This is a genomic window from Prochlorococcus sp. MIT2304, assembly GCF_059772405.1.
In genome coordinates, this window is the sequence record NZ_CM186286.1 from 416,709 (window position 1) to 441,337 (window position 24,629).

Annotated in this window: 42 protein-coding genes and 2 pseudogenes; 30 read left to right on the plus strand and 14 right to left on the minus strand. The window is 35.5% G+C overall.

Annotated elements, in window-relative coordinates; all coding sequences use genetic code 11:
- Nucleotides 1-98: 98 nt before the first annotated feature.
- Nucleotides 99-1,069: pseudogene (locus tag AC6EIY_RS02335) on the plus strand (ArsJ-associated glyceraldehyde-3-phosphate dehydrogenase).
- A gap of 65 nt (nt 1,070-1,134) precedes the next feature.
- Nucleotides 1,135-2,395: pseudogene (gene arsJ, locus AC6EIY_RS02340) on the plus strand (organoarsenical effux MFS transporter ArsJ).
- A 70-nt stretch (nt 2,396-2,465) separates the two neighbouring features.
- Here arsJ and AC6EIY_RS02345 read toward each other — a convergent pair.
- Together AC6EIY_RS02345 and pstS are read right to left on the minus strand one after the other, a co-directional pair.
- Nucleotides 2,466-2,645, minus strand: a complete 180-nt coding sequence (locus tag AC6EIY_RS02345) for a hypothetical protein (RefSeq protein WP_498507378.1) — start codon at nt 2,643-2,645, stop codon at nt 2,466-2,468.
- A 121-nt stretch (nt 2,646-2,766) separates the two neighbouring features.
- The gene (pstS, locus tag AC6EIY_RS02350) at nt 2,767-3,738 is read right to left on the minus strand and encodes a phosphate ABC transporter substrate-binding protein PstS (RefSeq protein ID WP_498508141.1); all 972 of its coding nucleotides are present in this window, start codon (nt 3,736-3,738) and stop codon (nt 2,767-2,769) included.
- A gap of 468 nt (nt 3,739-4,206) precedes the next feature.
- Here pstS and AC6EIY_RS02355 point away from each other — a divergent pair, with 468 nt between their 5' ends.
- The 9 genes from AC6EIY_RS02355 to AC6EIY_RS02395 all read left to right on the plus strand — a co-directional run bounded on the left by AC6EIY_RS02355 (nt 4,207) and on the right by AC6EIY_RS02395 (nt 8,213).
- Nucleotides 4,207-4,437, plus strand: coding sequence for a TIGR02450 family Trp-rich protein (locus tag AC6EIY_RS02355; RefSeq protein ID WP_011823827.1), 231 nt, complete (start codon nt 4,207-4,209; stop codon nt 4,435-4,437).
- A 716-nt stretch (nt 4,438-5,153) separates the two neighbouring features.
- A complete protein-coding gene (locus tag AC6EIY_RS02360; protein WP_498507379.1) occupies nt 5,154-5,348 on the plus strand; it encodes a Signal peptidase I in 195 nt (64 codons plus the stop codon).
- On the plus strand, nt 5,349-5,525 hold the full coding sequence (locus AC6EIY_RS02365; protein ID WP_011294556.1) for a hypothetical protein: 177 nt from the start codon (nt 5,349-5,351) through the stop codon (nt 5,523-5,525).
- Between the two features lie 33 nt (nt 5,526-5,558).
- The gene (locus AC6EIY_RS02370) at nt 5,559-5,693 is read left to right on the plus strand and encodes a hypothetical protein (protein WP_011294994.1); all 135 of its coding nucleotides are present in this window, start codon (nt 5,559-5,561) and stop codon (nt 5,691-5,693) included.
- Nucleotides 5,694-5,820: 127 nt separating this feature from the next.
- The gene (locus AC6EIY_RS02375; protein WP_498507380.1) at nt 5,821-6,066 is read left to right on the plus strand and encodes a hypothetical protein; all 246 of its coding nucleotides are present in this window, start codon (nt 5,821-5,823) and stop codon (nt 6,064-6,066) included.
- A 68-nt stretch (nt 6,067-6,134) separates the two neighbouring features.
- The gene (locus AC6EIY_RS02380) at nt 6,135-6,545 is read left to right on the plus strand and encodes a DUP family protein (RefSeq protein ID WP_498507382.1); all 411 of its coding nucleotides are present in this window, start codon (nt 6,135-6,137) and stop codon (nt 6,543-6,545) included.
- Nucleotides 6,546-6,632: 87 nt separating this feature from the next.
- Nucleotides 6,633-6,974, plus strand: coding sequence for a DUF1330 domain-containing protein (locus tag AC6EIY_RS02385; RefSeq protein ID WP_498507383.1), 342 nt, complete (start codon nt 6,633-6,635; stop codon nt 6,972-6,974).
- Nucleotides 6,975-7,067: 93 nt separating this feature from the next.
- A complete protein-coding gene (locus AC6EIY_RS02390) occupies nt 7,068-7,916 on the plus strand; it encodes an LOG family protein (RefSeq protein WP_498507384.1) in 849 nt (282 codons plus the stop codon).
- Nucleotides 7,917-7,931: 15 nt separating this feature from the next.
- Nucleotides 7,932-8,213, plus strand: coding sequence for a hypothetical protein (locus AC6EIY_RS02395; RefSeq protein WP_498507386.1), 282 nt, complete (start codon nt 7,932-7,934; stop codon nt 8,211-8,213).
- Here the strand turns inward: AC6EIY_RS02395 and AC6EIY_RS02400 are convergent.
- The gene (locus AC6EIY_RS02400; RefSeq protein ID WP_498507387.1) at nt 8,190-8,600 is read right to left on the minus strand and encodes an MAPEG family protein; all 411 of its coding nucleotides are present in this window, start codon (nt 8,598-8,600) and stop codon (nt 8,190-8,192) included. The two genes, AC6EIY_RS02395 and AC6EIY_RS02400, sit on opposite strands and share 24 nt — an antisense overlap.
- Nucleotides 8,601-8,807: 207 nt before the next feature.
- Here AC6EIY_RS02400 and AC6EIY_RS02405 point away from each other — a divergent pair, with 207 nt between their 5' ends.
- Both AC6EIY_RS02405 and AC6EIY_RS02410 read left to right on the plus strand, forming a co-directional pair.
- A complete protein-coding gene (locus AC6EIY_RS02405; protein WP_498507389.1) occupies nt 8,808-8,972 on the plus strand; it encodes a hypothetical protein in 165 nt (54 codons plus the stop codon).
- Nucleotides 8,973-8,980: 8 nt separating this feature from the next.
- The gene (locus AC6EIY_RS02410) at nt 8,981-9,178 is read left to right on the plus strand and encodes a hypothetical protein (RefSeq protein WP_498507390.1); all 198 of its coding nucleotides are present in this window, start codon (nt 8,981-8,983) and stop codon (nt 9,176-9,178) included.
- A 12-nt stretch (nt 9,179-9,190) separates the two neighbouring features.
- Here AC6EIY_RS02410 and AC6EIY_RS02415 read toward each other — a convergent pair whose 3' ends face one another.
- Entirely contained in the window at nt 9,191-9,451 is a 261-nt protein-coding gene (locus AC6EIY_RS02415) for a hypothetical protein (protein WP_498507391.1), read from the minus strand.
- Between the two features lie 61 nt (nt 9,452-9,512).
- The gene (locus AC6EIY_RS02420; RefSeq protein WP_498507392.1) at nt 9,513-9,674 is read right to left on the minus strand and encodes a hypothetical protein; all 162 of its coding nucleotides are present in this window, start codon (nt 9,672-9,674) and stop codon (nt 9,513-9,515) included.
- 193 nt (nt 9,675-9,867) lie between these two features.
- Between AC6EIY_RS02420 and AC6EIY_RS02425 the strand changes: the two genes are divergently transcribed.
- On the plus strand, nt 9,868-10,002 hold the full coding sequence (locus AC6EIY_RS02425; RefSeq protein ID WP_498507393.1) for a hypothetical protein: 135 nt from the start codon (nt 9,868-9,870) through the stop codon (nt 10,000-10,002).
- Between the two features lie 125 nt (nt 10,003-10,127).
- Here the strand turns inward: AC6EIY_RS02425 and AC6EIY_RS02430 are convergent, their stop codons facing one another.
- Nucleotides 10,128-10,394, minus strand: coding sequence for a hypothetical protein (locus AC6EIY_RS02430; RefSeq protein WP_498507394.1), 267 nt, complete (start codon nt 10,392-10,394; stop codon nt 10,128-10,130).
- A gap of 177 nt (nt 10,395-10,571) precedes the next feature.
- On the opposite strand from AC6EIY_RS02430, the gene AC6EIY_RS02435 reads away from it, so the two are divergent.
- Nucleotides 10,572-10,730 carry a hypothetical protein gene (locus AC6EIY_RS02435; protein WP_498507395.1) on the plus strand — a complete coding sequence of 53 codons (159 nt, stop codon included), beginning with the start codon at nt 10,572-10,574 and terminating at the stop codon, nt 10,728-10,730.
- A gap of 21 nt (nt 10,731-10,751) precedes the next feature.
- On the opposite strand, the gene AC6EIY_RS02440 is transcribed toward AC6EIY_RS02435, so the two are convergent.
- On the minus strand, nt 10,752-10,907 hold the full coding sequence (locus AC6EIY_RS02440) for a hypothetical protein (protein WP_269605837.1): 156 nt from the start codon (nt 10,905-10,907) through the stop codon (nt 10,752-10,754).
- A 126-nt stretch (nt 10,908-11,033) separates the two neighbouring features.
- Between AC6EIY_RS02440 and AC6EIY_RS02445 the strand changes: the two genes are divergently transcribed.
- Both AC6EIY_RS02445 and AC6EIY_RS02450 read left to right on the plus strand, forming a co-directional pair.
- Complete coding sequence (locus tag AC6EIY_RS02445) at nt 11,034-11,201, plus strand: hypothetical protein (protein ID WP_498507396.1); 168 nt, start codon at nt 11,034-11,036, stop codon at nt 11,199-11,201.
- A 70-nt stretch (nt 11,202-11,271) separates the two neighbouring features.
- Nucleotides 11,272-11,568 (plus strand): hypothetical protein, encoded by a 297-nt coding sequence (locus AC6EIY_RS02450; protein WP_498507397.1) that lies wholly within the window; start codon nt 11,272-11,274, stop codon nt 11,566-11,568.
- A gap of 112 nt (nt 11,569-11,680) precedes the next feature.
- Here AC6EIY_RS02450 and AC6EIY_RS02455 read toward each other — a convergent pair whose 3' ends face one another.
- Both AC6EIY_RS02455 and AC6EIY_RS02460 read right to left on the minus strand, forming a co-directional pair.
- On the minus strand, nt 11,681-12,199 hold the full coding sequence (locus AC6EIY_RS02455) for a hypothetical protein (protein ID WP_498507398.1): 519 nt from the start codon (nt 12,197-12,199) through the stop codon (nt 11,681-11,683).
- Between the two features lie 440 nt (nt 12,200-12,639).
- A complete protein-coding gene (locus AC6EIY_RS02460; protein ID WP_498507400.1) occupies nt 12,640-12,840 on the minus strand; it encodes a hypothetical protein in 201 nt (66 codons plus the stop codon).
- A 710-nt stretch (nt 12,841-13,550) separates the two neighbouring features.
- On the opposite strand from AC6EIY_RS02460, the gene AC6EIY_RS02465 reads away from it, so the two are divergent.
- Both AC6EIY_RS02465 and AC6EIY_RS02470 read left to right on the plus strand, forming a co-directional pair.
- The gene (locus AC6EIY_RS02465; RefSeq protein ID WP_498507401.1) at nt 13,551-14,411 is read left to right on the plus strand and encodes a PD-(D/E)XK nuclease family protein; all 861 of its coding nucleotides are present in this window, start codon (nt 13,551-13,553) and stop codon (nt 14,409-14,411) included.
- 57 nt (nt 14,412-14,468) lie between these two features.
- The gene (locus tag AC6EIY_RS02470) at nt 14,469-15,107 is read left to right on the plus strand and encodes an SOS response-associated peptidase (protein ID WP_498507402.1); all 639 of its coding nucleotides are present in this window, start codon (nt 14,469-14,471) and stop codon (nt 15,105-15,107) included.
- 58 nt (nt 15,108-15,165) lie between these two features.
- Here the strand turns inward: AC6EIY_RS02470 and AC6EIY_RS02475 are convergent, their stop codons facing one another.
- Nucleotides 15,166-15,339 carry a hypothetical protein gene (locus AC6EIY_RS02475; RefSeq protein WP_187152579.1) on the minus strand — a complete coding sequence of 58 codons (174 nt, stop codon included), beginning with the start codon at nt 15,337-15,339 and terminating at the stop codon, nt 15,166-15,168.
- A 380-nt stretch (nt 15,340-15,719) separates the two neighbouring features.
- On the opposite strand from AC6EIY_RS02475, the gene AC6EIY_RS02480 reads away from it, so the two are divergent.
- Complete coding sequence (locus AC6EIY_RS02480) at nt 15,720-16,223, plus strand: hypothetical protein (protein ID WP_498507403.1); 504 nt, start codon at nt 15,720-15,722, stop codon at nt 16,221-16,223.
- A gap of 119 nt (nt 16,224-16,342) precedes the next feature.
- On the opposite strand, the gene AC6EIY_RS02485 is transcribed toward AC6EIY_RS02480, so the two are convergent.
- Nucleotides 16,343-16,549 (minus strand): DUF8647 family protein, encoded by a 207-nt coding sequence (locus AC6EIY_RS02485; RefSeq protein WP_498507404.1) that lies wholly within the window; start codon nt 16,547-16,549, stop codon nt 16,343-16,345.
- A gap of 731 nt (nt 16,550-17,280) precedes the next feature.
- Nucleotides 17,281-17,592: a DUF3764 family protein gene (locus AC6EIY_RS02490; protein WP_498507405.1), complete on the minus strand. Its 312-nt coding sequence runs from the start codon at nt 17,590-17,592 to the stop codon at nt 17,281-17,283.
- 104 nt (nt 17,593-17,696) lie between these two features.
- Here AC6EIY_RS02490 and AC6EIY_RS02495 point away from each other — a divergent pair, with 104 nt between their 5' ends.
- The 8 genes from AC6EIY_RS02495 (at nt 17,697) to AC6EIY_RS02530 (ending at nt 21,346) form a co-directional block, all read left to right on the plus strand.
- Nucleotides 17,697-17,918: a hypothetical protein gene (locus AC6EIY_RS02495; RefSeq protein WP_498507406.1), complete on the plus strand. Its 222-nt coding sequence runs from the start codon at nt 17,697-17,699 to the stop codon at nt 17,916-17,918.
- A 156-nt stretch (nt 17,919-18,074) separates the two neighbouring features.
- Nucleotides 18,075-18,992 (plus strand): AEC family transporter, encoded by a 918-nt coding sequence (locus tag AC6EIY_RS02500; protein ID WP_498507407.1) that lies wholly within the window; start codon nt 18,075-18,077, stop codon nt 18,990-18,992.
- A gap of 63 nt (nt 18,993-19,055) precedes the next feature.
- Nucleotides 19,056-19,256 carry a hypothetical protein gene (locus AC6EIY_RS02505; RefSeq protein ID WP_498507408.1) on the plus strand — a complete coding sequence of 67 codons (201 nt, stop codon included), beginning with the start codon at nt 19,056-19,058 and terminating at the stop codon, nt 19,254-19,256.
- A 267-nt stretch (nt 19,257-19,523) separates the two neighbouring features.
- Entirely contained in the window at nt 19,524-19,715 is a 192-nt protein-coding gene (locus tag AC6EIY_RS02510) for a hypothetical protein (RefSeq protein WP_498507409.1), read from the plus strand.
- Nucleotides 19,716-19,896: 181 nt separating this feature from the next.
- Complete coding sequence (locus tag AC6EIY_RS02515; protein ID WP_498507410.1) at nt 19,897-20,088, plus strand: DUF8681 family protein; 192 nt, start codon at nt 19,897-19,899, stop codon at nt 20,086-20,088.
- A 392-nt stretch (nt 20,089-20,480) separates the two neighbouring features.
- On the plus strand, nt 20,481-20,693 hold the full coding sequence (locus tag AC6EIY_RS02520) for a hypothetical protein (RefSeq protein ID WP_498507411.1): 213 nt from the start codon (nt 20,481-20,483) through the stop codon (nt 20,691-20,693).
- Between the two features lie 51 nt (nt 20,694-20,744).
- A complete protein-coding gene (locus AC6EIY_RS02525; protein WP_498507412.1) occupies nt 20,745-20,948 on the plus strand; it encodes a hypothetical protein in 204 nt (67 codons plus the stop codon).
- 137 nt (nt 20,949-21,085) lie between these two features.
- Entirely contained in the window at nt 21,086-21,346 is a 261-nt protein-coding gene (locus tag AC6EIY_RS02530) for a hypothetical protein (RefSeq protein WP_498507413.1), read from the plus strand.
- A gap of 91 nt (nt 21,347-21,437) precedes the next feature.
- On the opposite strand, the gene AC6EIY_RS02535 is transcribed toward AC6EIY_RS02530, so the two are convergent.
- Nucleotides 21,438-22,025, minus strand: coding sequence for a rhomboid family intramembrane serine protease (locus AC6EIY_RS02535; protein WP_498507414.1), 588 nt, complete (start codon nt 22,023-22,025; stop codon nt 21,438-21,440).
- A gap of 172 nt (nt 22,026-22,197) precedes the next feature.
- Here AC6EIY_RS02535 and AC6EIY_RS02540 point away from each other — a divergent pair, with 172 nt between their 5' ends.
- Entirely contained in the window at nt 22,198-22,524 is a 327-nt protein-coding gene (locus tag AC6EIY_RS02540; protein WP_498507415.1) for a hypothetical protein, read from the plus strand.
- A 71-nt stretch (nt 22,525-22,595) separates the two neighbouring features.
- Here AC6EIY_RS02540 and AC6EIY_RS02545 read toward each other — a convergent pair whose 3' ends face one another.
- Nucleotides 22,596-23,213 (minus strand): hypothetical protein, encoded by a 618-nt coding sequence (locus AC6EIY_RS02545; protein WP_498507416.1) that lies wholly within the window; start codon nt 23,211-23,213, stop codon nt 22,596-22,598.
- Between the two features lie 588 nt (nt 23,214-23,801).
- Between AC6EIY_RS02545 and AC6EIY_RS02550 the strand changes: the two genes are divergently transcribed.
- Nucleotides 23,802-24,563, plus strand: a complete 762-nt coding sequence (locus AC6EIY_RS02550) for a PAP/fibrillin family protein (protein ID WP_498507417.1) — start codon at nt 23,802-23,804, stop codon at nt 24,561-24,563.
- The last annotated feature ends 66 nt before the right edge of the window (nt 24,564-24,629 follow it).

The following is a 24,629-nucleotide window of genomic DNA, read 5'->3' on the forward strand; positions in this document are numbered from 1 at the left end:
GAAAAGACTTGCATTGACAAAACCTCTGTGAATCAAAATAAATTGATATTAGGAATCTTATTCTTTATTGATTCACTCAATTAACTCCATTACAGGTTATGCGAATCTGCATCAATGGTTTCGGTCGAGTAGGACGACTTGTTACTAGATCGCTCTGGGTAGAGAAAATATCAAGATTACACTTATCAACGATCCATTGGGTGACGCAAAGGGAGCTGCACATTTACTTGAATTTGATTCAGTACATGGTCGTTGGAACAAAGCAATAAGCAACGACCAAAACAACCTGATTATTGAAGATCACCCAATATCTTTTTCAAAAGAAAATGATTTCACAAAAGTGCCATGGAATGAAACATGAATAGAGCTAATTTTCGAATGCTCAGGGAAATTCAAAACCCCTCAAACATTAAATCCTTATTGTGATACTCTTGGGATGAAAAGAGTTGTCGTTGCATGTCCAGTAAAAGGAGAAATCCAGGGAGAGGATGCTCAAAATATCGTCTACGGTATTAATCATGATTTATCTAAGCCCAATAAACATCGCCTAGTAACAGCTGCATCCTGCAAAACTAATTGCTTGGCTCCCGTTGTGAAAATTTTTAATCAAGCTTTTGGTATCAAGCATGGAAGCATCACTACACCTCATGACCTAACAAATACGGAGGTAATCGTTGATTCATTTAAATCTGATTTAAGAAGAGCAAGGTGCGGATCACAAAGCTTAATACCAATAACAACAGCTTCGGCAAAAGCGATAGGGATGATGTTCCCAGAATTACATGGGAAATTAAATGGCCATGCAGTTCGAGTTCCTCTCCTAAATGGATCTTTAACTGATACTGTATTTGAATTAGAGAAAGAGGTCACCCAAGAAGAAGTCAATTATGTGTTCAAAAAAGCTTCAGAAGAAGAGCTAAAAGAGATACTCGGTTACGAAGAAAAACCAATTGTCTCGATTGATTATGTTAATGACTCAAGGAGTTCAATCATTGATGCTACCTCAACCATGGTGGTCAATAAAACTCAACTGAAAGTCTATATTTGGTATGACAATGAATGGGGGTAAAGCTGTCGAATGGCAGATCTCCTATCACATGTAATAAAGCTAGAAAAAGAATCAAAATAAAAAGCATGAAATTATCGTCATTACAGCAATATGGAATCGCTACGACTAACAATTGCGCATTCGCACTGACAGATGGTGCTATAAGGATGCTAGTAATTTTTCACTTTTATAGTCTTGGATATACAACATTAGAATTTGTATTCATATTCCTTTTTTATGAGTTCTTTGGCGTTATTACTAATCTCTACGGAGGATGGATAGGAGCAAGGTCTTGATTACGTCTAACACATTGCGTCGGGACTCTTTTACAAATTGGTGCCTTATTGATGTTGTTGCCCTTTTAAAGTTGTTGGTCGAAACATTTGAGTGTCTTTTATGTCATGGTAGCTCAAGCTATTAGTGGTATAGCAAAAGATCTAAATAAGATGAGTGCTAAAAGTGCAATCAAAACTGTCGTTCCAGACTCCCAAGAAGACGATGGTGGAAATAATCAACTATTTAAAAGCGTAGCTATCTTAACTGGCTCAAAAATGCACTCAAAGAGTTGGTTTCTTTCTTGGTGGACTTTTGCTGACCAGTTTTGGTTTTAACAAGGCAGTTTAATTAATGGCTATCGGTTAAGGTCTGTCATTTTTAATGACATTAATTTTGCCTTGAGATATTGGAAAGATGAAAAGCAAACCGATCTTTAAAGACTTATTCTCTAAATCTCAAGCGATAAACATCCTATCTTTTGCACGTTTTTTTCTCTTTGGAGCAAGAGATGTATGGTTTGTCGTAGCACTTCCTGTTTTCCTTGAAACGTATATAAATTGGAATTTTACTGAGATTGGAGCGTTCCTAGGCTTATGGGTTATTGGTTATGGCTTTATCAAAGCTTTTGAACCTTCTTTAAGAAATTTATGGGGAAATATAACAAGTCCAGGAGTTTCTTCTTTTCAATTTTGGAGTGCTGTCTTAACTGCGATACCTGCGCTAATAGCCATAGCAATATGCCGACAAAGCAATCCAGAAATAGCAATTACAGCTGGATTGATATTATTGGCATTTAATTTTGTAATGCTCTCATCAATACATTCATATATGGTTCTTGCTTATACGGATAAGGAAAACGTAAGTCTAAACGTAGGCTTCTATTACATGGCAAATGCGGCAGGAAGACTGATTGGTACTCTCCTATCAGGAGTTTTATTCATGCTTGGAGCTAATGCATCTATAGGGATGCAACTATGTTTATGGTGTTCAAGCCTATTTGTATTTATCTCATTATTGACTAGTTTACGACTACCACCAGTTTCAAGTGCTATTGCTATTGAAAAAGCCTAAGATCCCATATCAATTAAAAATAAATTAAATATCATGAGAGAAAAATACTACTGATCATGAGAGAAAAATACTACTGAACCTCTGATTCTCGGTCGTATTCAAGTCCAACTTCATTCATCCAAGCTGCTTTCGTTTTACAGTTTTCACCATGCTCGGCTAGATGTAATCCTTCAATCGAAATAAATAAAAATAGTAGTGAAACTGGAACCCACCAAATGGGTGATCCAACTATTTCCTTCCAATTATTCATTGATTCTTTTTTTTCATATTAAAGATCTTTTATGTAGCTTAAGTTAGGAAGTGACTGGCTACCCAAAAAAGAAATTAAAAAGGAGGCTATTGCCTCCTTTTTAATTTATAAGGTAATTAATTTACTTACCAATACGCTCTACAGCAGCGCGAGACTTGGAAAGTATATCACCTTTTAGAGGAACAAAACCAAGAGAAGGAGCCTTAGCCTGGGCTTTATCACTTAATAGGTAGTTAAGTGTATCTTTAATGGCATCACGGTTTCTACCATTACCAGTTTCGTAAGCAAGAATCCATGTAAGGGTTGCGATTGGGTATGCACCCTTGGCCTTAGGGTTAGGGTTATTACCGGCTAGATTTTTATCTAGTTGTATTCCATTAAGAGCAATCGCACCAGCCTCAGAAGTTGGCTGTAAGAACTCTCCTGATAAATTTTGGAGAGCGGCTGCTTTGATTTCACCTCTAATATATGACTGGTTTACATAACCAATTGCACCAGGAGTGTTACGAATAACGCCAGCAACACCAGCATTACCTTTACCACCAACACCAGCAGGCCAGGCGACAGATTTACCTGTACCTAGAGTCCATGTCTTTGAAAAAGCTTGCATCGAACTTGTAAAAGCCATCGTAGTACCCGATCCATCAGAACGATGCGCCCAAGTAAGTTTTCCTTCAGGGCAACCAACCTCTTTCCAGTTTGTAATTTTACCCATAGCAACACGAACAGCTTGCTCTTGAGTAAGTTTAAGATCGCAATCGTAGTTATAGCCAAATGCAATAGTGCCTCCAACCATAGGGATTTGGACTAAACCACGCGTCACTTTTGCAATATCTGTAACTTTCATCGGATCATCAGACGCACCAAAATTAACGGTTTCATCAATGAAAGCTTTACGGCCAGAACCTGAACCAACAGCCTGATAGTTAACACGAGGTCCACTCTCTTTAGCTAAGTCAGAGAACCACCGAGTGTAGACTTTTGCAGGGAAAGAGGCTCCAGCTCCGCTGAGTCGAGCACCCGCAAGGGCGCTTCCTCCTGAGCCAAGAATAATTAAAGAGGAAAGTACAATACCCTTCTTAGCAAGGCTCATCAAAGTTCTGTGACGTAAAACCAATGGAAGCATAGGACGCGTAAGCGCTGATATTGATCAGCTTTATTGATAAATCAATATAGCTTGATATGAGGTTTCCGGAAAAAACGACTCAAAATAACTATATATTTTGATTGAGTGAAGCGTTAGACTCGCAAGCCGTAATAGGATTGTTCTATTGGTTGAAACCCAACCAATAGAACAATCAAGCATTTAATAAAAAGTTGAAAAACAAAGCAAAATATCTTCTAACAATTCTAGTCTTAATAATCGGCACATCTATATCTACTAGGCAATACAAAAACACATATCCAGATCCTAGTGAGAGAAAAGATTTATCTGTTAAAGGAATCTTTATAGATTAAAAATGCCATGTTTACAAAAATATAAAACATAAATAAGGTTTAAGCGTATAAATTTAGACTAAAATAAATAAAGAGTGAAGGATTGAAGAAAAGAGGAAACTAAATGAGATGGCCACCGAATGCAGCTTGGACCTCAGCCGTAAAAAGAGAAGGTTATCGACATTTTGAAGTTAAAAGCTATGGAGGCAAAAAAGATGAACGGTGGGTAGAACTATTTCCAGTTAACAACAACGAAATTCTTATAAGAGTTCCTTGGTCGGAATTAAAAACATACTCAAAGTGGACGAGTGGATGGCTTCAGTTGCCAAAAGATGAAGACTGCGATGGCAACTAATCTTTAGAGAAAATAAAAAATTGATTTTTAAGTAATTATCCCTACACGGCTGATATTGATTTGTTCTTATATTTTTTGAACTTCTCAGGACAACCTTCTTTTTATACTGAGCTTTAGAAGGTTGTTTCTTTGAATAAAAAACGTCAGTGCTCCCCCCCAGAAGCCAATCAATTATCGCTCTTGGTAATTGATTGTCTGACGCAATTAAACTTTAAGAGTTCCTTTTCTACAATTGTTTTGTAAGACCGTACGTCTTAGGTAGGGAAACCGTAGAAAGAATAACCTCTTCTGATTAGACATTTTAAAAGGGCCTCAGGGGGCCCTTTTTCTTTACCGATTCTTTAGAAGCTTCTGGATATTGGTGGCCTGGGGCCAAGTGTCTAGTAGAAAGGCTTATATAATCCGTTAGGGCACCTAAACGATGCAGAGGAGTTTCGACTGAATTGACGCACCTATATCATTGATCCTTGTCGCATCAGACGAATAGCCTACTTATTCATTGAGAATGTTGGAGCAGGAACCAGAATTCAGTTCGCTTCTCTTAAATACTCAGGTGGAGTGTCGACCATCAATGGTGCCTCTGAGCTCAACAAACGTATCATTGCTCTATTCGCACCTCAACGCAATCAGCCTTAATGCCCATTGCATTTCCACTTAACCTGGTCAAAAATATAAAGTTTGGGGACTAGCTAAGATCTAATCAATAAATCCATAACATGAATCAGTCTCCAGAGAAAGAGAAGGGAATCAGCCTTATTAAAAAAGCTGGTAAATGGGCTCCATTAGTTGGAGGTGCATGGATTGTTCTGAATATTGTTGTTCCATTGGCTCTTCTTCGTATTCCAGCAGTCCAAAAATACTTAGTAGTAATTGAGGACAAACTCCCTTTTGACATTCCAGGTATTGGTTAGATGGCAACAGAGATTATTTGTTTTTTCTTGCTTGGTATTGCAGCACTGCTTCTAAATGCTGGACTCGACGCTCAAGTTCTTCCACTCTTTTGGCTAATTCTTCCATTAGTAATCAAATTAAGTTTCGACAATATAACCAGAAAGAAAGCCCTCCTCATCAACAAAAAAACGAAATAAAGGCTATGGTCGTTAAAAATTAGCCGAAAAGCTTTGAACGAGTTACAAGCATTGACGCTATCAGGAGCATTAGCTGTATTTGCTATTACCTGGCTATTTTTTGGTTTTGGGGATGATGATGATGATGGAGGAGGGATGATGAGACCTGTCAGACAAAATGCTGATTAAAATAAGTTGCCAATAATAAATAAAAAGCCTCAATCTAAAGAAGACAATTGTAAAGGTATTTTTACAAGTCCTAAAGCTAATAAAGCTTCTTATCAAGCATTAGCCTAAGTAATGCGAGCATGTGTATATGAAAAATTTTCTAATCAAATTAGTTTTATTCCTATTCATTGTTTTCTCTGGATTGAATAGTGCTGAGGCTGTAATACAAGGCTGGGTTCCACCAGAGGATTATGGTGAAGGTGACTCATATGAAATGGGAATGGAATCCGAAGAAGATGCTGTAGGAATGGATTCTCAAAGTGAAGAGTTGAGTATGGAAGATATTTTTGGGGATGAACAAGTTTTTCCTTTTCCACCTGGCCTAGGCAATTAATAAAACGCAACATTCGCTTTAGTAAGGTAGATGCAGATAACCTTCTAACTTTTAAGTTTGTTGAACCAATGGCAGCAACAAAAAAAGATTCAGAGCCTCTTGATAACTTATCCAGTCAAGAGATAGAGGATATTGTCAGATCAAATGAAATCTTGGATCAAGAAAATGAAAAACTAATCAGAGAAGAAGAAATAGAAGCACAAAGATTCTCAAAGACAAAATCTACAAAAAGATTGGTTAGACGATTAAGAAGATCTCCACTTGAAGTGATAAATCGATCACTCTTTTTTGTATTCATTGGTAGTTTTATCTTCTCCTTTGTCTCTGTTTACTCAATCAATAAATTGTGGTTTATCTTTTATGTCATCAGTGCTTTCTCATGTGTGTTATACACTCCAAATAGACAAGCCCTCAAGGAACTAATTGCAGCATGGCCAAATATCGAAGATCTTATAAAAAAAAGAAGTCTATGGAAATAAATTATTGAGACTTATAGGCCATTGATTTGAAAGTTATTTTTTGAGCTAAATCTGATCTATCCTAAATTCATAATTGATTAAAAGGTAATGGATAAGAAAGGAGCCAAAGGTTACTGGATTTCAACTGCAAAGGTTATTAATCAAGAATTATTTAATGAATATGTCGAAAAAGTTGGGCCATGGCTCAAAGAAAATGGTGGGGAGGTATTTGCGAAAGATACAGACCCAATAGGAAAAGAAAAAACTGAAGATTCAAACCTAGCCGTCATTTGCGAATTCCCATCTATGCGAGTAGCAGTAGAAGCTTATGAATCCAGTGAGTATCAAGAGCTATCAAAGTTACGTACAGCCGCGACAGTTAATTCTACTTTCACAATCATGGAGGGAATGGATGAGGCGACAAAACTTAGAAGAGCAATGGGAATGTAGATAATGGCATCAGCCACTTCATCATTCATTTCACATGGATGGATGAATTGATCTAATTCCTTACCGCATTAAAACTCAAGGAGGCATATTTAGGTGAGTACTCAAAATAGAAGTGACAATCTAGAACTAGTCAGGAAAAACCTTGAATTAATTATTAGTTCGAACAATTATCAATTAGCCCATGAAGATAGAGAGTTACTTAATAGTGATGAAATGAGAGGAGTGAGAATGCTTCTAGAAATTAATAAACCAGACAAAATCCTAGAAGAACAGAATATTTTATCAACAATTATCGTCTTTGGAGGAGCGAGCCTAACCGGTAAAAGCTCTATAGATAACAGACTTGAAATAGCGAAGAACTCTCTCACCAAAAATCCGAGCTCATCGCATTTACAGAGAGAAATAACACGTCTAAAGAATTTACAATCGATATCTCATTACTACGATTCGGCCAGAGAATTCGCAAAGATTGTCTCCAGACAAAACCAAAAAGAACAATGCAATTCACATGTAATTGTCACTGGTGGCGGCCCAGGGATTATGGAGGCTGCGAATAGAGGCGCTTTTGATGTCGACTGTAAATCCATAGGTTTAAATATAAGTCTCCCAAACGAACAACATCCCAATGCTTATATCACTCCTGGACTTTGCTTCAAATTTAATTATTTCGCCTTACGAAAATTTCATTTTGTGATGCGATCAGTTGCAGCTGTCTTTTTCCCTGGAGGATTTGGAACATTTGATGAACTCTTCGAATTACTAACTCTTCGTCAAACAGGAATGAAAACACAAATTCCAATTGTTCTATTTGGTCGAGATTATTGGTCGAAAGTGATCAACTTTCAATTCCTTTCCGATCACGGACTTATCTCTGATGAACACATGAATCTCTTTCAATACGCCGATAGTGCTTCAGAAGCATGGGACATTATCAAACAATAGACGTATTATCTGATAATGGATTGGAAAACATCTCTAGATTGGTATTGTTCAGGCAACATTCTCGATAAAGAGGATCTGGACCTTTTAGAAAAACATTATCAACAGGTAATCAATGAAATCGATACGAGTATCTCCCTTGAACTAGCTCCAAAACATATTTGTAATCAAACCAATATTCCAGAGGGAAGTTCTTGGTTTACAGCAGTAGCAGTTGTACTTGATCGATTAAATCCAGTAAATACTGGCAAGCCAAGAAGTTTAATCGTTGATCAATTAACAAGAAAGCAAAGCAGTTAACCCCTCTTTATACAAAAGAGTTGAACATAGAAGGCCCGATGCCCAACAAAGTCCTCTAGCAGGAGGAATATCGCCAACATAAGCACCGATATAGATAAACCTAACAATTGGGTGAACCCACGCAGCTATTACGGCAACAGGAGAGACTACACCAGCAATCAGACATAACAAACAAGCAGGAGCGTGAAAAGTTATGCTCTCCCAGCAATTTTGATGACACCAAACAGCTCTTTTGCCAAAATCGGGGAGCTCATCAAATAAAGCTCTTGGAGCACTCATGTTCTCGGCCGAATATCCAGCTTTGACTCGGCCATAAGTTAGTGGCCCAATTGACAGCAAAACAACAACGGCAGACAGGCAAAGGCTCCAAGCAAAAGCTGTTTCCATGGAATAAAAAATGATATTTCGAGCTTAAGTGAGGCAGAGTCAAAATGAGGATCAAAGGTTGGTTTAAATTGATATGCCAAAAGTTAATACAAATAAAATTTTCAAAGAGAAGATAAAAACACAATATTTAGCTCATAAACTTGTTATCCTCTGAAAGTCAAAAGAGTTCTGCTCGACTAAATCACGAATTACTAAAGCAATCCAACCATGGACTGGGATTCTGCAAAGCAACATTGCAACGAACGAAACTGGCAATGGTCATTGGAATTAATCAATCAGGCTCAAAAGGAGATGGAAGAGTTAGAAACGAAACTAAAAAAATGTGAGGATCAACAGAAAGCTAATCGTTTACATAACGCCTGTAATTACTAATGGAAGAAATGAGCGCAACAGTAGTTCCATTGGGTTCACTTGCCCTTATATTTGCTGTGATTTCAATCCTTTTCTTCCTTAGGAAAGCAAGTATTGCAAGACAAGCTGATGAGTCTATAAAAAATAGAATGGAAGCAAAAAGGAATGAAAAGACCGAATCTCTTGAAGAACAAAAAAAACGCTTAGAAATTTTGCTTAGAAAATAAAAAGATACATACTTACAAATTATCGTCGCTTATTTTACCAATCCTTTTAATCGGATTTGACCCATCTCTGTGATTTGCTGGATCAAATGGAAAATTTGTATCTGGTCCTAAAAGATCATCAATACTTTTTGTATCCATTGAGCCTTGATCATTTTCAACATCAACATCCGATGTCTTTAACACCGGCTGTGCTTCAACTGACTGGAAGCAAATACTAATTACTAAAAACAGGGAAAGTAATAATCCAAACCAAGTTTTTATAACACTTTTCATTGAGAAGTAAAAGATTAACTAATTGCTCAAGGAAAGTATATTTCCTTATTTTTTTCAACTACTAATCGTCAAAAATAAGACATGCAGGAGAAGAAGGATTTAAAGCACACTCTCTCTCCCAGTATGAAGCTATTGCTGTCATTCCTCTTTTGGCTGCCTCATGCTTTCTACCTATGTCACCCATATTCTCTCTGGGGAGGCTAAATGAAGTTTGAAGTTTCATAGTTTTCCTCTTCAATTAATCTCGGTATAAACCATCAAGAAGGGCTATCGCAAGTGAATTTATCCTCATCTTTCTCTTAAATTATTTTAGACTCATCAATTAAAAAATTTTTTATCTGGGAAACTCAATTTTTGACATATGATGAGTTGATTAAAAAAGCGAAATCCACCCAAGCAATTAAGGGTTATAACAAGTGACTTCAACAATAATTTCAGTAATGACATTAGGCATCGTTATTATAGGAATTTCAGTTTGGTGGGTCACAACCACCCTCAAAGAAGGTAACAAGGCACTTGAAGAAAGCCAAAAAGAGAATCTAGACAATTAACACTTTTATAGATTTAGATACAAAAGCAATGCATTGAGAAAAACCATTTGAAAATCTAATAAAAAAAGCACCTCCACTTAAATAATGGAGGTGCTAAGAAACACATTCTTCAGACCAACTAAAAGTTACTTCTTATCAAGGGAAGCCTTAACCTTTGTGGGAGACAAAGCCTTAAGTTCCTTTTTTATCTCATTTTGACGTTCATCAAGAACTTTAATACGAGCTTTATAGCTCTCTTCTAGTCTTTTTCTGGTGTCCTCAATTTCGTCGAGTTCCTCTTGACGTTGATTACGCTTAAGCTCTTCAAGCTGACTATCAGAAACCACATAAACAGTTCTGGTAGGTGCAATTAAAGAATCAGAGAAAAAAGTATCGAAGAGTGAAGTGTACATAACTTTTCTTTCGGAGTACACATCTACTCTGTCCTAAAGTAATTCAGTTAGGGATGAGGCATACCGTAGAAATTTATTCGGTAAATACAACTCACTTCGGTTGCTACTACAGAAAAGTTAGGCATACCGACCTCTCAAATTTTTCACAAAGCGTCTCTTGAAAGAGATAACAAAATAATGGCTACATATTCACTCTTACTTGGAATCCTAGTAATAATACTTTCATGGAAATTCTTCAATGACTGGGCTTCTGGCCTGGCAGGATTTATTTATGGTGGAATCTTATTTTGGAGTTGCAAATTATTTGTTCAACTCATTAAAACATTATTTGGATAAAAAATGATGTCTCCATTGAAATCAAATGAAACTACTAAAGCCATGTTTTAAGCCCCAAAAGATAGTCACCAAAATTGCTGACAAAGGTAGTGCGATGGCCAGTGTGATATTGATTGTTCTAAAAATCTTCCCAACTCCATTACTCGTATCTTTAGAAGGATCTACGATAAGTGGCATAGCGAATACGTAATTTTTTATTTATAGGCGCAATTTCCATTCTATTGGTTAGATTGTCGTAATTATCGAGACAGTCTTATGTATTTATTAGGTCTTGGACTATTAGTTTTAAGCACTTGGTATCTGATGAAGCTATACACAAATTTCAATAACGATCCGATAGCAAAGAAAGAAATCGACAATGCATGGCAAGAAGCAAAGAAAGAAGCAAAAGGTAAAAATCCTTTTGCACCAGGAAGAATTAAAGAGGCTCTCAATGCATATAAAGCCGATATGAATAAACAAGACAACTAAAAGATATAAAATCCAAAGAGATCAAAATATTTCTAAAAAGTAGTTAAATTGGTTTTTTGTAGATTTAGTAGTGACGCCCTCATTAGTTCTAATGGATTATGTAGACAGAAAGACACTGAATAACGAACAACTAGAATATCTCGAGCAAGTTTTAAAAGCATCAATTCAGAAATTGAAATTCACTGGTATCGAACCCGTAACTGCTAATAATGAAATATGCGATGCAGCACTCATTTCCCAGGGTTCGTATGAAATAAGTTGTATTGCGTCCATACTTGATATGCTTCAGCCAACAGAAAAAAGAATGGAGCGCAAAAAAAAGGTATTCAACGCTCTATGTAATGCAGGTTTAATAGTTACTGATTAAAGAAAGAGGCCTACCTGAGCAAACAGATCCAAATAAATATAAGCAAGATATCTACCTAAAATACCAGTGAGAGGAATTGAACCTCTCATGCCGCCTGACGGTCTGGGTAAGTTTATTTAGCAGCTTCAGGTGCTTTTCTGGCTTTGCGTGCACGTCTAGCAGGTCTACCAGCACTTGGCTTAACAACTGCAGAGACCTCAGCTTTAGCTTTGGCTGCCGCCTTTTTAGCTACTGGCTTTTTAGCTACTGCTTTCTTTGCTGTTGCCTTTTTAGCTACTGGCTTTTTAGCTACTGCTTTTTTAGCTGTGTTTTTTTTTGCTGCAGCAGCTTTGGGAGCAGAGCCTTTACGTGTGCGATGAGAAAGAATTAAAGCCCATTCATCAGCGCTAATATTTGCTGGCTTATTTCCATGAACCTCAGAAACTTTAGCTGCTTTTTCGATATCTTTAATTAGGTTTTTCCAAGAAGCTGCGTAACGTTTATCAGACTGAGATTTAGCACCGCTTTCAACAAGGGTTTCAACGACTTGAGAAGCAGTAACCTTCTTACGACGTCTGTTAAAGATCTCCTTTTGCAAGGTAGCAATCAAGGCATCACCTTTAGCACTAACTTTGATGGATAACTGAGACATAACTCAATAATTACTTTCTTAATACATCTATCACATATAGGGTATTAAATTCAATAGTCAATGGTTAATCGACTACTAAATTTTCATATATCTATCAATATCGATTAAAGTGAAACCCTCAAATAAATAGATCTGGACTATAAAGCCATATCAAGTGGGCGAGACAAAAGCAAAAAACGAATATAAAAACAATGAAGTCAATGAAGCTAATAGACCTCATATGCTGATCAAAGATCTTATGGGAACACTAATAAGCGAATTGATCTATTCAAAGTGTCAGGCCACCTCTGGACACCAACCAATCTCTTTCACTTGTTGCCGCATATAAAAAAGACAACGTGAAATCAAATGGTCTCCATGAGGAATAAGACGACGATGAACATGACACGAAAGAATTGTTCTGCAATGCTTGTCGCTGGAATAATTGAGATACTGACATGTCACGCAAACGCAAGCTGAACATGTTTTTTTGAGAATCGCTTTCTCAAGGAATTACCACTCTTCTTCTTGACCGAAGAACTGATCGGAGCAAGTTTCTTTGGGGTGAGTCGTAGACATTGACCAATTCCAATAGGTTGGGCTACGGCAGATATCCATTCTTCAGCCTTAAAGACAGCATACGGGGAAGCAGACGGAGTCATTTACCTTTAGCAGTACACTTGTACTATAAAGAACCATTAGGTAATGTCAAGACATGTATTTTAAAACATCTAAAATATGTCGCCTGTAATACCAACAATCGAACAAACAAGATGCTCAAACACGCTGAAAGTTTCAAGGATATAAAGGCTAAATAAAAATAATTAAAAGGATAGGTCCACCACAAACAAAAGAGACAGAAAAAGCCCACATCTCATTAGGGCAAAATAAACTGCTGAAGGATCCCCATCACCCAGCTTTAAAAAAAACAATAATCAAATCAATCAGATTAGGCAACGTTAAAGCACCATATGTTTTATCTCAGACTTAAATGCACACCATCTGTAGGGGGGGGTTGATTTATATGGAAAATAGGGTTAGAAATAGTATCCCCATCACCCAGACCCGTAGGACACCATACCTAGGGTCTTTTTTATTGGAAAACCTTTTATAGAGGGATTTCGTTAATATTAAGCACATGTCATCTGTGGAAAACTTTTGTTATTTGAATGAATTCGCAAGCTACAAAATATGTCCTTACCTAAATCTTCGAAAAGTAGCTTATAAAGGTTTAAAAACGATTAATTGAAAAATCCTTCTCAATTAAGTAAAAAGGTTCTAAATCTTTTAATTGATAAGTAAAAGACAATTTGGATAAAGAACTTAAATCTATCGAATAAATCCAGTTGAAATCTTTATGTGATTACACAAAATGATTGATCTCAAAAGAAATAGCAAAAAAGAACCAATTGAAGCCACAGGCCTTCGAAGTCGTAAGTCTTCTCTATATAAGCCAAATCAACAAGGAGATTTCAAAATTAGTAGAGGTCGTTTCTCAAATTTTCTGACGTGTCAAAGGTGCTTTTATCTCGATAGGGTAAGAGGTCTTGATCCTCCTGGGACACCAGGTTGGACTCTTAATGAAACCACTGACCTATTACTAAAAAAAGAATTTGACGATTGCAGACAAAAGCAGGTTCCACACAGAATATTTGCATCTAATGGACTATCTCATGTTGTTCCATTTGATCATCCTGAAATGGATAACTGGAGAGACTCTCTTCATCGGGGACTAATGCATCGTTACAAGGATACCGGAATAATTTTGACTGGAGGTGTAGACGATATTTGGCAAGACACTATTACAAGACAACTAATAATTGTGGATTACAAATCACAAGCAAAAAACGGAAGAGTTGATAAGAAAGATTATTTAGAGGATCCTTTTCATGAGGCGTATAAAATTCAAATGGACTTTTATGCTTACTTACTCTCGGGGATGGGTTTTAGTGTTCATCCAATATCTTATTTTCTAGTTTGCAATGCAAAAAGGGATGAAGATGAATTTAATAAGACCATGCGTTTTGATGAATATCTTGTTCCCTACAAATGGAGCAATGATTGGATAGAGAGTCGATTAGATGAAATGGTCACACTAATGAATCAATCAGAGATTCCAGAATCAAATCCTTCATGCAAGAACTGCGCCTATGCAAATCAATATTCGAAAATACTATTTTCAGGAAATTCAAGTAAAAAAGAAATTACACAAGGAACTTTGCCATTATTTTAAGAACGCCAATAGTTTTAAAAATGATTCTGATCAAAAAGCGTCTAAAGGATTAATGGGATGTGCGGAAGATATCAGCTATTAACAAAATTTATAAATTTACCTGATCTTTTAAAAAAAGATGTGCCAAGGGGATTGAGTCAAAATTATGAACCACAAATATTAATCAAACCAGGTTCTCCAATTCTTGTTCTTAAGAATGAAGGCAAGACACAAACATCAATAATGCTATGGGGTTTTATATCTCAGTGGAATAAAGACCCTTTTGACAACACAAGACCAAAGCCATTTAACGCGAGATCAGAAAGTGTTGAAGAGAAGAAACTTTTTCGTGCAAGCTGGAGGCATAAGAGATGTTTGATACCAGCCAGTGGTTTTATAGAAAAAGATCACCTAATAGCTAGAAAAGATTCTCAAACTTTCTGGTTAGGAGGACTTTGGAATCGATGGATGTCTAAAGAAGGATGTGAACTAGAGAGCTGTTGTGTGCTAACGACCGAACCAAATGATTTAGTCAAACAATTTCATAACCGTATGCCCGTTATTATTCCAAATGGGCTAGAAAATGAATGGATCTCTTCAGTTAAAAATGCTCAAGACCTTAAAGCTTTAAAACCGCTAATGACTAAATGGGATCCAGAAGAATGGACAGCCGAGCCAATAAACAAACCTAATGTCAACCAATTATCCTTCCTATAAAATCAAGACTAAAAAGGGCTCATAAAAGCCCTTTTTTACATTTTATGAGATCAGGACTTCAATGATCGTGATGCACTTCTGCCGAGCTAGGCATTTCATGGGCAGAAGACAATTTCTTCAATGATTGAGATCCACAAATAGCAGACAGAGCTATCACAACCAAAGATGCAGTGCTTAACAACTGAAGCACTATCGGGAGATGTGAATTAATTCTTTCTCTAAAGGTAGTCATTTGGGAAGTTAATTAACACTTCATTCAAACAAAAAGAATAAGCACCGTCCATAGCTTGAATATTATGAACTAAATAGCCAAAAGCAAAAAAATAAGCATAAATAAATTTAGTCCTACTGTTAAGAGTGATGTACTAGGTTTAACTTCATTAGCCAAAACTAGGGTCTCACTCTCTTATTGATTTTCTAATTATGACCTAAATATTTAAAAGTCTACTAAGATACATAATTAAAATTAGATATTGAAAGAAAGCCCATGAATAAATAAATGTACAATTAAACCAAAAATTAACTCAAAACTACTCATGGCCGACAAATTAATAAAGCCTAAAACCACTAGACGTCAGATATCTGATTAAAATTAGTCAAACAAAATTTGTTATGGACGGAAATAAAATGGATCTTCCTTCTCTAGACAAACTTAAAGAATTAGAAAAAAGCGCAAGAGCAGATGGGAGTGGCATTGAATTTGACTCTCTATTAGGACTATGGAAATTTAATTCAGTATGGAAACAGGGATCAGATACAGAAAACACGATTTCAAGCACTTTGCTACAGGTTCTTTCAGCCAGTCTAGAGTTGAAGAAAGATACACAGAATCCAGAAGAAGAGAAATTTACTATCGCCAACGCAATCAAATTTGGATTACTAACTCTGAGATTCAGTGGCTACGCAAATTTAGAAAGGAAGCAGCCATTACTACCCTTTTCCTTTGATTCCATTCAATTAAACATAGCTTCATTAACTATTTTTAAGAGTTCCCTCCCGGCACCGGATCAGAAGAAAAGACCATTTTTTGCACTAATAGCTATTGACACACATGGTAAATGGTTGTCAGCAAGGGGAAAGGGTGGAGGACTTGCTCTATGGGTGAAAGATAAATAAGCTGCTAGGTTTGAAATACCCGCAGATATCTGATCAGTTAATTCTTTTAAGAATATTTTTTAAACAGACAATTCTAGATTCAAAATTTAAAAAACAAAAATTACTTAGACGTAATGACATTAAGCGATAACTTTATTTCTTAAAGAAATCCTATCAATAGAATTTGGATGATCTCTTACAAATTTATTGAACTCCATAGCTAACTGTCTAGCTTCAAAAGCATCAATGGCATAAAACCCTAATTCATGTCTTTTGTTAGCTAAATCTCTGTAGCTAACAGCGTATCTTTTGCAGGATGTAATCGGTCTTGAAGACAATTTTTTCATATCAACTAGTCGTATCCTAAAAACAACGAAATAATTCTGAAAGAAATCTACCGAACAATTTGGGATAGGAAACCGAATATAAAAAGCATAATGCTTTTGAACAATTAGATGTGAAATAATGTCTGAACTAAATTCTTGGTGAGGATCGTCGCAACCTGTTTTAGCTAAATTGCATTTTTTAAATTGAATAAATTTTAAAAGACTTGAAAATTAGAAAGTACCTAAATATTTAATTATTAGAAAATCTAATTACATTAATAATTTATACTTTATAGATTTGGTATTTCTCCCTACAAACAGACATTAAGTAAAAAGGTAACTTTAAAAAAATTATTCAATTAATTAAAGTTATGTCTTTAGATATTTACAAAGCGATTGTTAAAGCCTTCGAGCAAGGAAATTTATGGGGACTCAAACGAACTGATTACTAACTATGTTTAAATTCACCATATTTAAGTTTATTCAACTCCTTAAATTATAGAATCTATCAATCCTAATTTTATTTATAGGAATAATCTCAATACCATGGAATTATCTGATTCAATTTCAATTTTTTAACAACTCAGATCTCTACACCAAAAAATTTCTTTTTGGTAGAGACCTAATTAATTGATAAGTGTAACCATTAAAATCTAGATATGCAATAGTTTTAAGCAGCTTAAATGGCTAAAAATAGTAAAAATCTGGTATTTGATCTATGGCGATTCGATAAGTACACGGCACGTGATTGATTAAGCAGCTTTAAACTGAACACTACTGTTGTCGGTCCATGTCCAAGCAGACATCTCCATTGTAGATAGATCGACTCTGTGGCTCGCCATCCAGTCTCCATTGGCTTCTATAAATTTCTCAATATTCCCCTCTGGGTGCTGATGTATAACAATTATTTTTTGAGGGTCATGATCACTACACCCTCTGTACAAAGGCTGAATATTAAACTCTCTATGCCTTCTGGTAGCTTCTTTGCTGTCGAAGATTGCAGCCCACTCATCAAAGGTGCTTTCAACCTTAAAAGTAAAAACTGAGGTAACAGTAGAGGACATCTAAAATCTTTAATTTGGGCAAACAATACCCCAACAAAACAAAACTAACTAACAGTTGTTGTAAAAACTAGATAAATAAGAAAACTTTCTGCTAGAAATAGCTGATGCAGATACCAAGAAAAACCCTAAAACGAATCATCAACTTAATTGTTGTTCTAGTCGTTGCCATTGTTGGGTACATCAAAGTAAAACACCCATTTAGTTATTTAATTGGAGTCCCTGTTACCAGTTGGGTCGTATATCTTTTATGTAATGCCATGTGCACAGATATTCTTTTTGGAGAAACATTAGGTTGTTCAGAAAAAAGTATATACAAGGAGAAATAAGCTAACTACGAATTAAAACTTTCTCAATCAGTGAAAAGAACCAGATGCCCTAATCTGAAGTGTACTTGCAAAGATAAACTCAAGTTAAGATAACGAATTAATCATAAAATTTCTCCTGAACACCCAAAATAACAAAATGATATTCGCTTTACTCAGTTGGAAATAATCTTTCTTTTAGCTGAATTAATACCATGTCTTTTAATAGGCTATTTACTAGGACGATTTAAAAAAGATTTATCCCTAACGATATCTCGTCCTTTAATAAGCTGTGGAATTCCTATCAGCTTGATGGGGATATTACTTAAGTCTGGCCTTGAATTACCTTTAATTGAATCTGCTCTATTAGCGTTAGTAGCTATAGGCTTTTTAATGACTCTGTTAAATTGCCTTCCTGGTATAAAAAACTTAATACCAAACAGATCTCTTCAATTAGGTAGTGCATTCGGAAATACTGGGTATTTCGGAATACCAGTATCACTAGCACTGCTTCCAAATCATGCTTTGATTTACAGCATAGGTTTTGACCTTGGTGCGACATTAGTAATTTGGAGTATCGGTCCAATACTGCTAACAGATCCTTCAAAAGTTTTAAGTTCTAATAGATATTGGCAGAATTTCATAAAAGCAATCTTTACAAGCCCTGCTGTAAAAGGACTGATTGGCGCATTAATTGTTCATTCATCACCATGGAATGATCAAATAACAGCCTTACTTTGGATACCTTCAAGGGTTGTAATTGTTTTAGCACTTGTAATCGTTGGAATACGTCTAAGTTGGTTGAGGAAAGCAAATCTCTCAAGAATAAAAATCCAAATAATATCCATAAAAAATGCTTTAATCATGAAACTGGTTGGATTGCCAGTCATTATGTTTATTATTTCCTCAGCGATCAGATTACCAAACGTCATGCGAGAGGCTTTAGTACTTCAATCAGCTGCGCCAACAGCAATATCTGTCTTACTAATATCCCAAGCAGCGTCAAGAGATGAAGAGGAAGCCACATCGCTTGTTGTCTTAAGTACAATCATCGCGCTCATATCTATACCTGCTTGGTTGATGATTTTAAGATTGTGAAAAGTTAACAACTATCGCCTTTTAACTCAGTTTGTCTAAGTTGTAAGAAATACAATTTTTTTAATGACCTCAGCTACAGCATCAAAAGCGACAGCAAAGAAAACAGCGGCAGTAAAATCATCAGCAGTAAAATCTCAATCAATTTATTCATCAACCCAATCAAGATTTGCAACTTCAAAGCTAATTCAAAACCTAGGTTCATCTAATGATGGGGTTCAATTCGATTTTTCAAGTTCTTTAAGAACTGCATTTGGAAGGGACTAAAAAGATATGGACCTTTTAAAAACACTTTTTACAGTTGTTTTGTGTTTAGGTATTGGATGGGCAATCTCAAAAGGGATCATGTTTGGTTTGACTCATATTTAATATTCCTGAAGAATTGCATTCTACAAATGAAGAAATTGAAGTAATAGACAGTGCATGGATGCAAGTCAAGGTCACATACGAAAAAATAAAAGTGCAAACAACTGCAAATAAAAAATATATTTCAAATATGCTTAACGAGATAGCAGATCATTATTAAGAAAATTAATGGCTAAAGAATGGGAACCAATAGAAGAACATAAAGCAGTTATTGCAAGGAGTATAGAGTTTATTTCTGATGAATTAGCTGAGTTACAAGAGTCTTTAAGGTGTCCAAATTCATTTATTGTTGAAATAACCAATAGGGTAGTATCTGAATATAAAACAAACCAAATCATCATTAGAAGAGATAAAGAATAAATGGAATTTCTGCAATCACATGATTTAAACCAATTGGGTCTTTGGACCCCTCTTATTGGAGGTATTCTTCTTTACGTTGGCTTAAATCTAAAAATCACTGAAGTTGATCCTAATGAGTAATCAATACATGAAGAATGAGTACAACGATAAGAAAAGGTTCGATTTATTAGAATAGTTTGGGATGAAACAAGGAACTATTGAACTAATTTTTTTTGCTCTGATTTTCTTGAGTCTTCAATTTTGGTGGATAAGGATGACAATTAAAAATGGTCGAACTGGAGAAGTAGATAAATGGGGCCAAAAAACAAACCCCAAAAAACTAAATGAATTGGAGAAAGTGAAGGAAGATTTAGAAAAACTTTTTCGATCTTAATTTTCAATAGTACGAAACTCATTAAATAATGAACTATCAAATCTTGCTTGAAAGCTACGCTGCTGGTGAAGGTATTAATAAAAAAGAACTATCATTACTAGAATTAGAGCTTGATTCTCAACTAGCATCTATATAAATTTTCTCGCACTCAAGGATGCACAGCAAAAGCACCACAGCACATTTGCGAGGCAGCTCAAGTATGCGAAGGTAATAGTTGGATCACTTGCTTTGCTTCAATACAAGATAAGGCCAATCCCCCTTTCTCTTGAGAATAAATCAAGAGGAGCAAAAGTCATTGATGAACTTCTAGATAACAATTATTTAATGAATTAAACTAATAAAAAAAATTATCAATTCATTATTAATAGACAAATCATAATTAAACAAATCCAATGAGCAATAGTGAAAGTCGTGAAGAAAGGAAAAAACATTTTAAAAATCTTTCAAGCGCAGAAAGAAAAATGTTGATTAGAAAGAAACTAGAACTACAAAGTTTAACAGAGGGAAGCGGTGTGAGGGGAAAGGATCAATCTTCTTACGACAAAGAAGAAATGATAGATTTAATTCTATTAACAAGATGTTTTCAAAAGAATAAATTTCAATAACTCATCCAACCAAAATTTGTTTTACGAAGTTAGCCCCTGCAAAATGGACATATGAATAAACCTATTAAAAAAAAGAAAATTACCTTTGCAAGGTTTGCTGTTCGTACACTTGCTATTTCTGCAAGCACCCTCGCTCTATTTGATTTTCTAAAAGGAGACTATCAAGCTGGTGGGCTATTAGCACTTGGATGGTTAACCATCGTGATCGGGGAGAAAAGGATGTTTAATGGGGAAACTACAAATGAAGGAACCTAAGCAAATTTCCAACTGTTAACTATCAATAAATAGATCTATAAAATTCATTCAGCTTTTATTCTCTATGCCACCATAAAGGAGGTAACAGTATATAAGACTTTAAATATTGAGGCATTTTATTCCACCCCATTAGTTCTATGAGTGAGACAAAGAAAAATAAGAACTTCAATCTGACGGAAATGAAGTTCAAGTTTAATGATTTATTTACTGGAATTGCGCTGCTGTTGTGTGCATTTTTATGTGCGTTTAGCCTTGCACTAATTGCAATAAGGCTAGGGCCAATATCTAAATGGGCTAATTATCAGACTATTTGCGTGGAACAAGAAAGTTTAAAATCTCCAATCGAATGGGCGGTGCGTAAATGCAATGGAAGATCAAAAGTTTATCAAGTGAAATGAAGGCAATTCAATTAAAATTGAGTTTATAATTTTCACCATTGAGATGATCACGTGTTTCTTAAAAAGCAATAACATCGAATCAATTGTTTGCTTAGAGGCAAAACAATAGAAATCCCGCCAAAAGTCCAGACATATGACCTAACAAGCTAATTCCAGGTAAGAATGACCAAATAATTCCAATACCTGTGAGTACTGAAATAGATTTAAGTAATCTTGGATCTTTCTTTAGCTCGCATCCAATGTAAACAAATTTTTTCTTTCCATAAATTGTAGTCATTAGAATAAAGGCGTCGATACCAAATAAAACTCCACTAAATCCAATAGCTAGAGACATAGGATTTCTATAAACCAAAATATCAACGCACCAACAAATGAACGCTTGGAGAGGCATTATCAATACAATAAAAGCAAGAAAGAAATAGTCACTTTGAAGACTTAAAGATTTAAGAAAATATCTAGCTACGATGATTCCAGAGATATTCGCCAATAAATGATTAAAATCACCATGAAAAAAATGGGATGTAATAATCCTGTATGGCTCATAAAACAAACGTCCAGACCAATAAGCAATAGAAGTCTTATCAATTATTCCTAAGAAATCTGTTGCAAAGAAGCAAATAGTGCAAGCCAAAAAAGGTACAACGTATTGCCAATCATCTTTTGAAATTTTCTCAAGCATTCCTAAATAGATTTGCCAATAATCCAATCGTACTTGGTGAATTTGATCAATTGAAAGCGAACAGGATTAGTTCTTTAAGTATATGAATAAGCTAAAATATTTACCTATCAAGAATTTCATCAATAAAGAAAAGGACTAAAGCCTAATGTGAACAAATCTATTATTGATATGAATGAACATTGATTTAAAAAAGAGATTAAATCTCAATAGTTACGAATGGTGGAGAAACCACCGAAGGGTTGTAACCCTTGGGATATTTCTGGCATTTTTTGCTGGCTATGTCAGAGGTCCTTCAGCAAAAGACTTCAAAGTTAATGATATTTGCGGACGTCTTAGTGCGGATTTAATTACAGGCGAGGAAGCTGCAAGAAAATTAAAATTAGGAAAGACAAGAATAGATGGAATTGAAGGAGAGAAAGCTATTATCACCAATCACTACTACCATTCCAAGTACTACTGCCAAGGCTATACAAAAGGGAATGTAGGCTTGGGGTACTAATTAACATATTCACAAAAATAGCCAGCGAAAGCATTGCACTTTCCAGCCGCTTTGACGGATCTGGCTTTTGGCTAAGCTTTAACAGTTTGAGAATTTGCTTTTCTTGCTCGCCTCGCAGGTCTTCCTGCTATAGCCTTAGAGGCTCTCTTTGAAACAGAATTAGTGCTTGAAGTTGCTTTTTTAGCTTGAGCAGCGGATACTTTCTTAACTGCTGTTTTAACTTTAGAAGTCTTAACTTTTGCTTTTCCAGCACTCTTCGTTGGAGAAGCTTTAGCTACTGCATTCTTTGAAACCGCTTTTTTAGTAACGGTTTTTTTAGCAGCGGCCTTTTTTGTAACAGATTTTTTGACTGTTGTCTTTTTAGCAGAGGGTTTTGCCGAAACTTTTTTAGCACTCTTAGTCTTACGAGTACGATGAGACAGAATCAAAGCCCACTCATCAGCACTAACATTTGCAGGCTTATTACCATGGATCTCAGAAACTTTTGCAGCTTTCTCAATATCCTTTATTAAGTTTTTCCAAGAAGCAGCATAACGCTTATCAGATTGTGACTTAGCACCGCTCTCTACAAGAGTTTCAACAACTTGTGATGCTGTTACTTTTTTTCTTCTTCGGTTAAAAATTTCCTTTTGAAGGGTAGCGATCATGGCTTCGCCTTTAGCGCTAACTTTGATACTTAAATGAGACATCGAATTAAGAATTACCTATATACAACATCTAGCACATTGTGGGTATCCAAACCGAACAATCTATTTACATGTAGATGTAAATAGTATTTGTATCTTATTAATTTACATAAAAAAATATTCAAAAAAAGTCATAAGGAGTATCAAAAACAAGTCATAGACACTATTAGGGAAAAGGACAGGGAAGTCTCACTTAAAGCGAGAATGTCTATCAAGAGGGTATTATAGGATTATTCTTGATCTAAAAGGTAAGAAATAGTAACCAATAACCACCATAAAACAGAAAATATAGAGTTTCGAGAATGAACTTAGCTATCTATTGAAAATGTTCTTTCTAATTTTGCTTTAATTTGCTTTAAAGACGGTTCTGAAACCTTGAGAATTTTCTTGTAGAAGCCAAAAACCTTAAGACACGCCAATGGAACAAATATTGTTAGTAGTAGGATTTTAGTTGTAATCATATGAATGTTATAAGCCAAATCAAAGTCAAAAGCTCAAATATTACTTGTTAAAGCTATTGATAAACTCAAGGTCTTTAGGAAATTTTAGTTAGGGTTAGGAGGATTAAAACGAATTAACCACTCAAATAAAATGAAAGACAGAAAGGATCTCAAAGCTCATATTTACCAGGTAGCAGCAGCAACAGATAGAGGTCAAAGGATGAACGCAATGATCTCTCCCATGTACCAAGATAAATTAGTAGAGATGAATAAACTGGTTGAAGATATACTTCCCCTGTCAGATGAAATAACTCAGCTTTCTATTGATGGTGAATGGGAGCTTATTTACTCATCAGTTGAATTATTTAGAAGCTCTCCATTCTTTCTAGCCATTGAAAAGGCGTTAAACGACAAATCAAAAAGCGATTTATTTTTCAAGCTTCATTTCTTACAAGTAGGATCATTTGGCTTATCAACAGTAGGAAGAGTCGGACAATATCTCAATTTCAATAAAGGGGAAATGATATCCACCTTTGATACCACTATCTTTGGTCTTACAACCATTCCAATCCTTGGGTGGTTCAAACTTTTACCTACCTTTGGTGGTCGAGTGATAACTCTGGCTAAGGAACTTCAACTAAAAGACAACATACTTTCTATGGAGTTAGAGAAGACTAAGGTGTCAGAGGTGGATGGGTTGGGGAAAATTCCATTTTTTGAGAGTATCCTCATGGAAAGGTGGTATCCAGTAAAGACAGTCTGGAAACTTTTGCCATGGAACAAAGAAAATCCAAAATGTGAGATTAGCGTGATCTACGTTGACGAAGATCTAAGAATCATTAGAGATATGTACGGAGCATTATTTATTTACGTACGTCCATCAATTCCGCTTCTTGACCAAACAAAGATTTAAGTAAATTTCTTTTTAAATGCGGACTTCATTGAAGCAGTTCTAAAGAATATGTTGTAGAAACTCTTA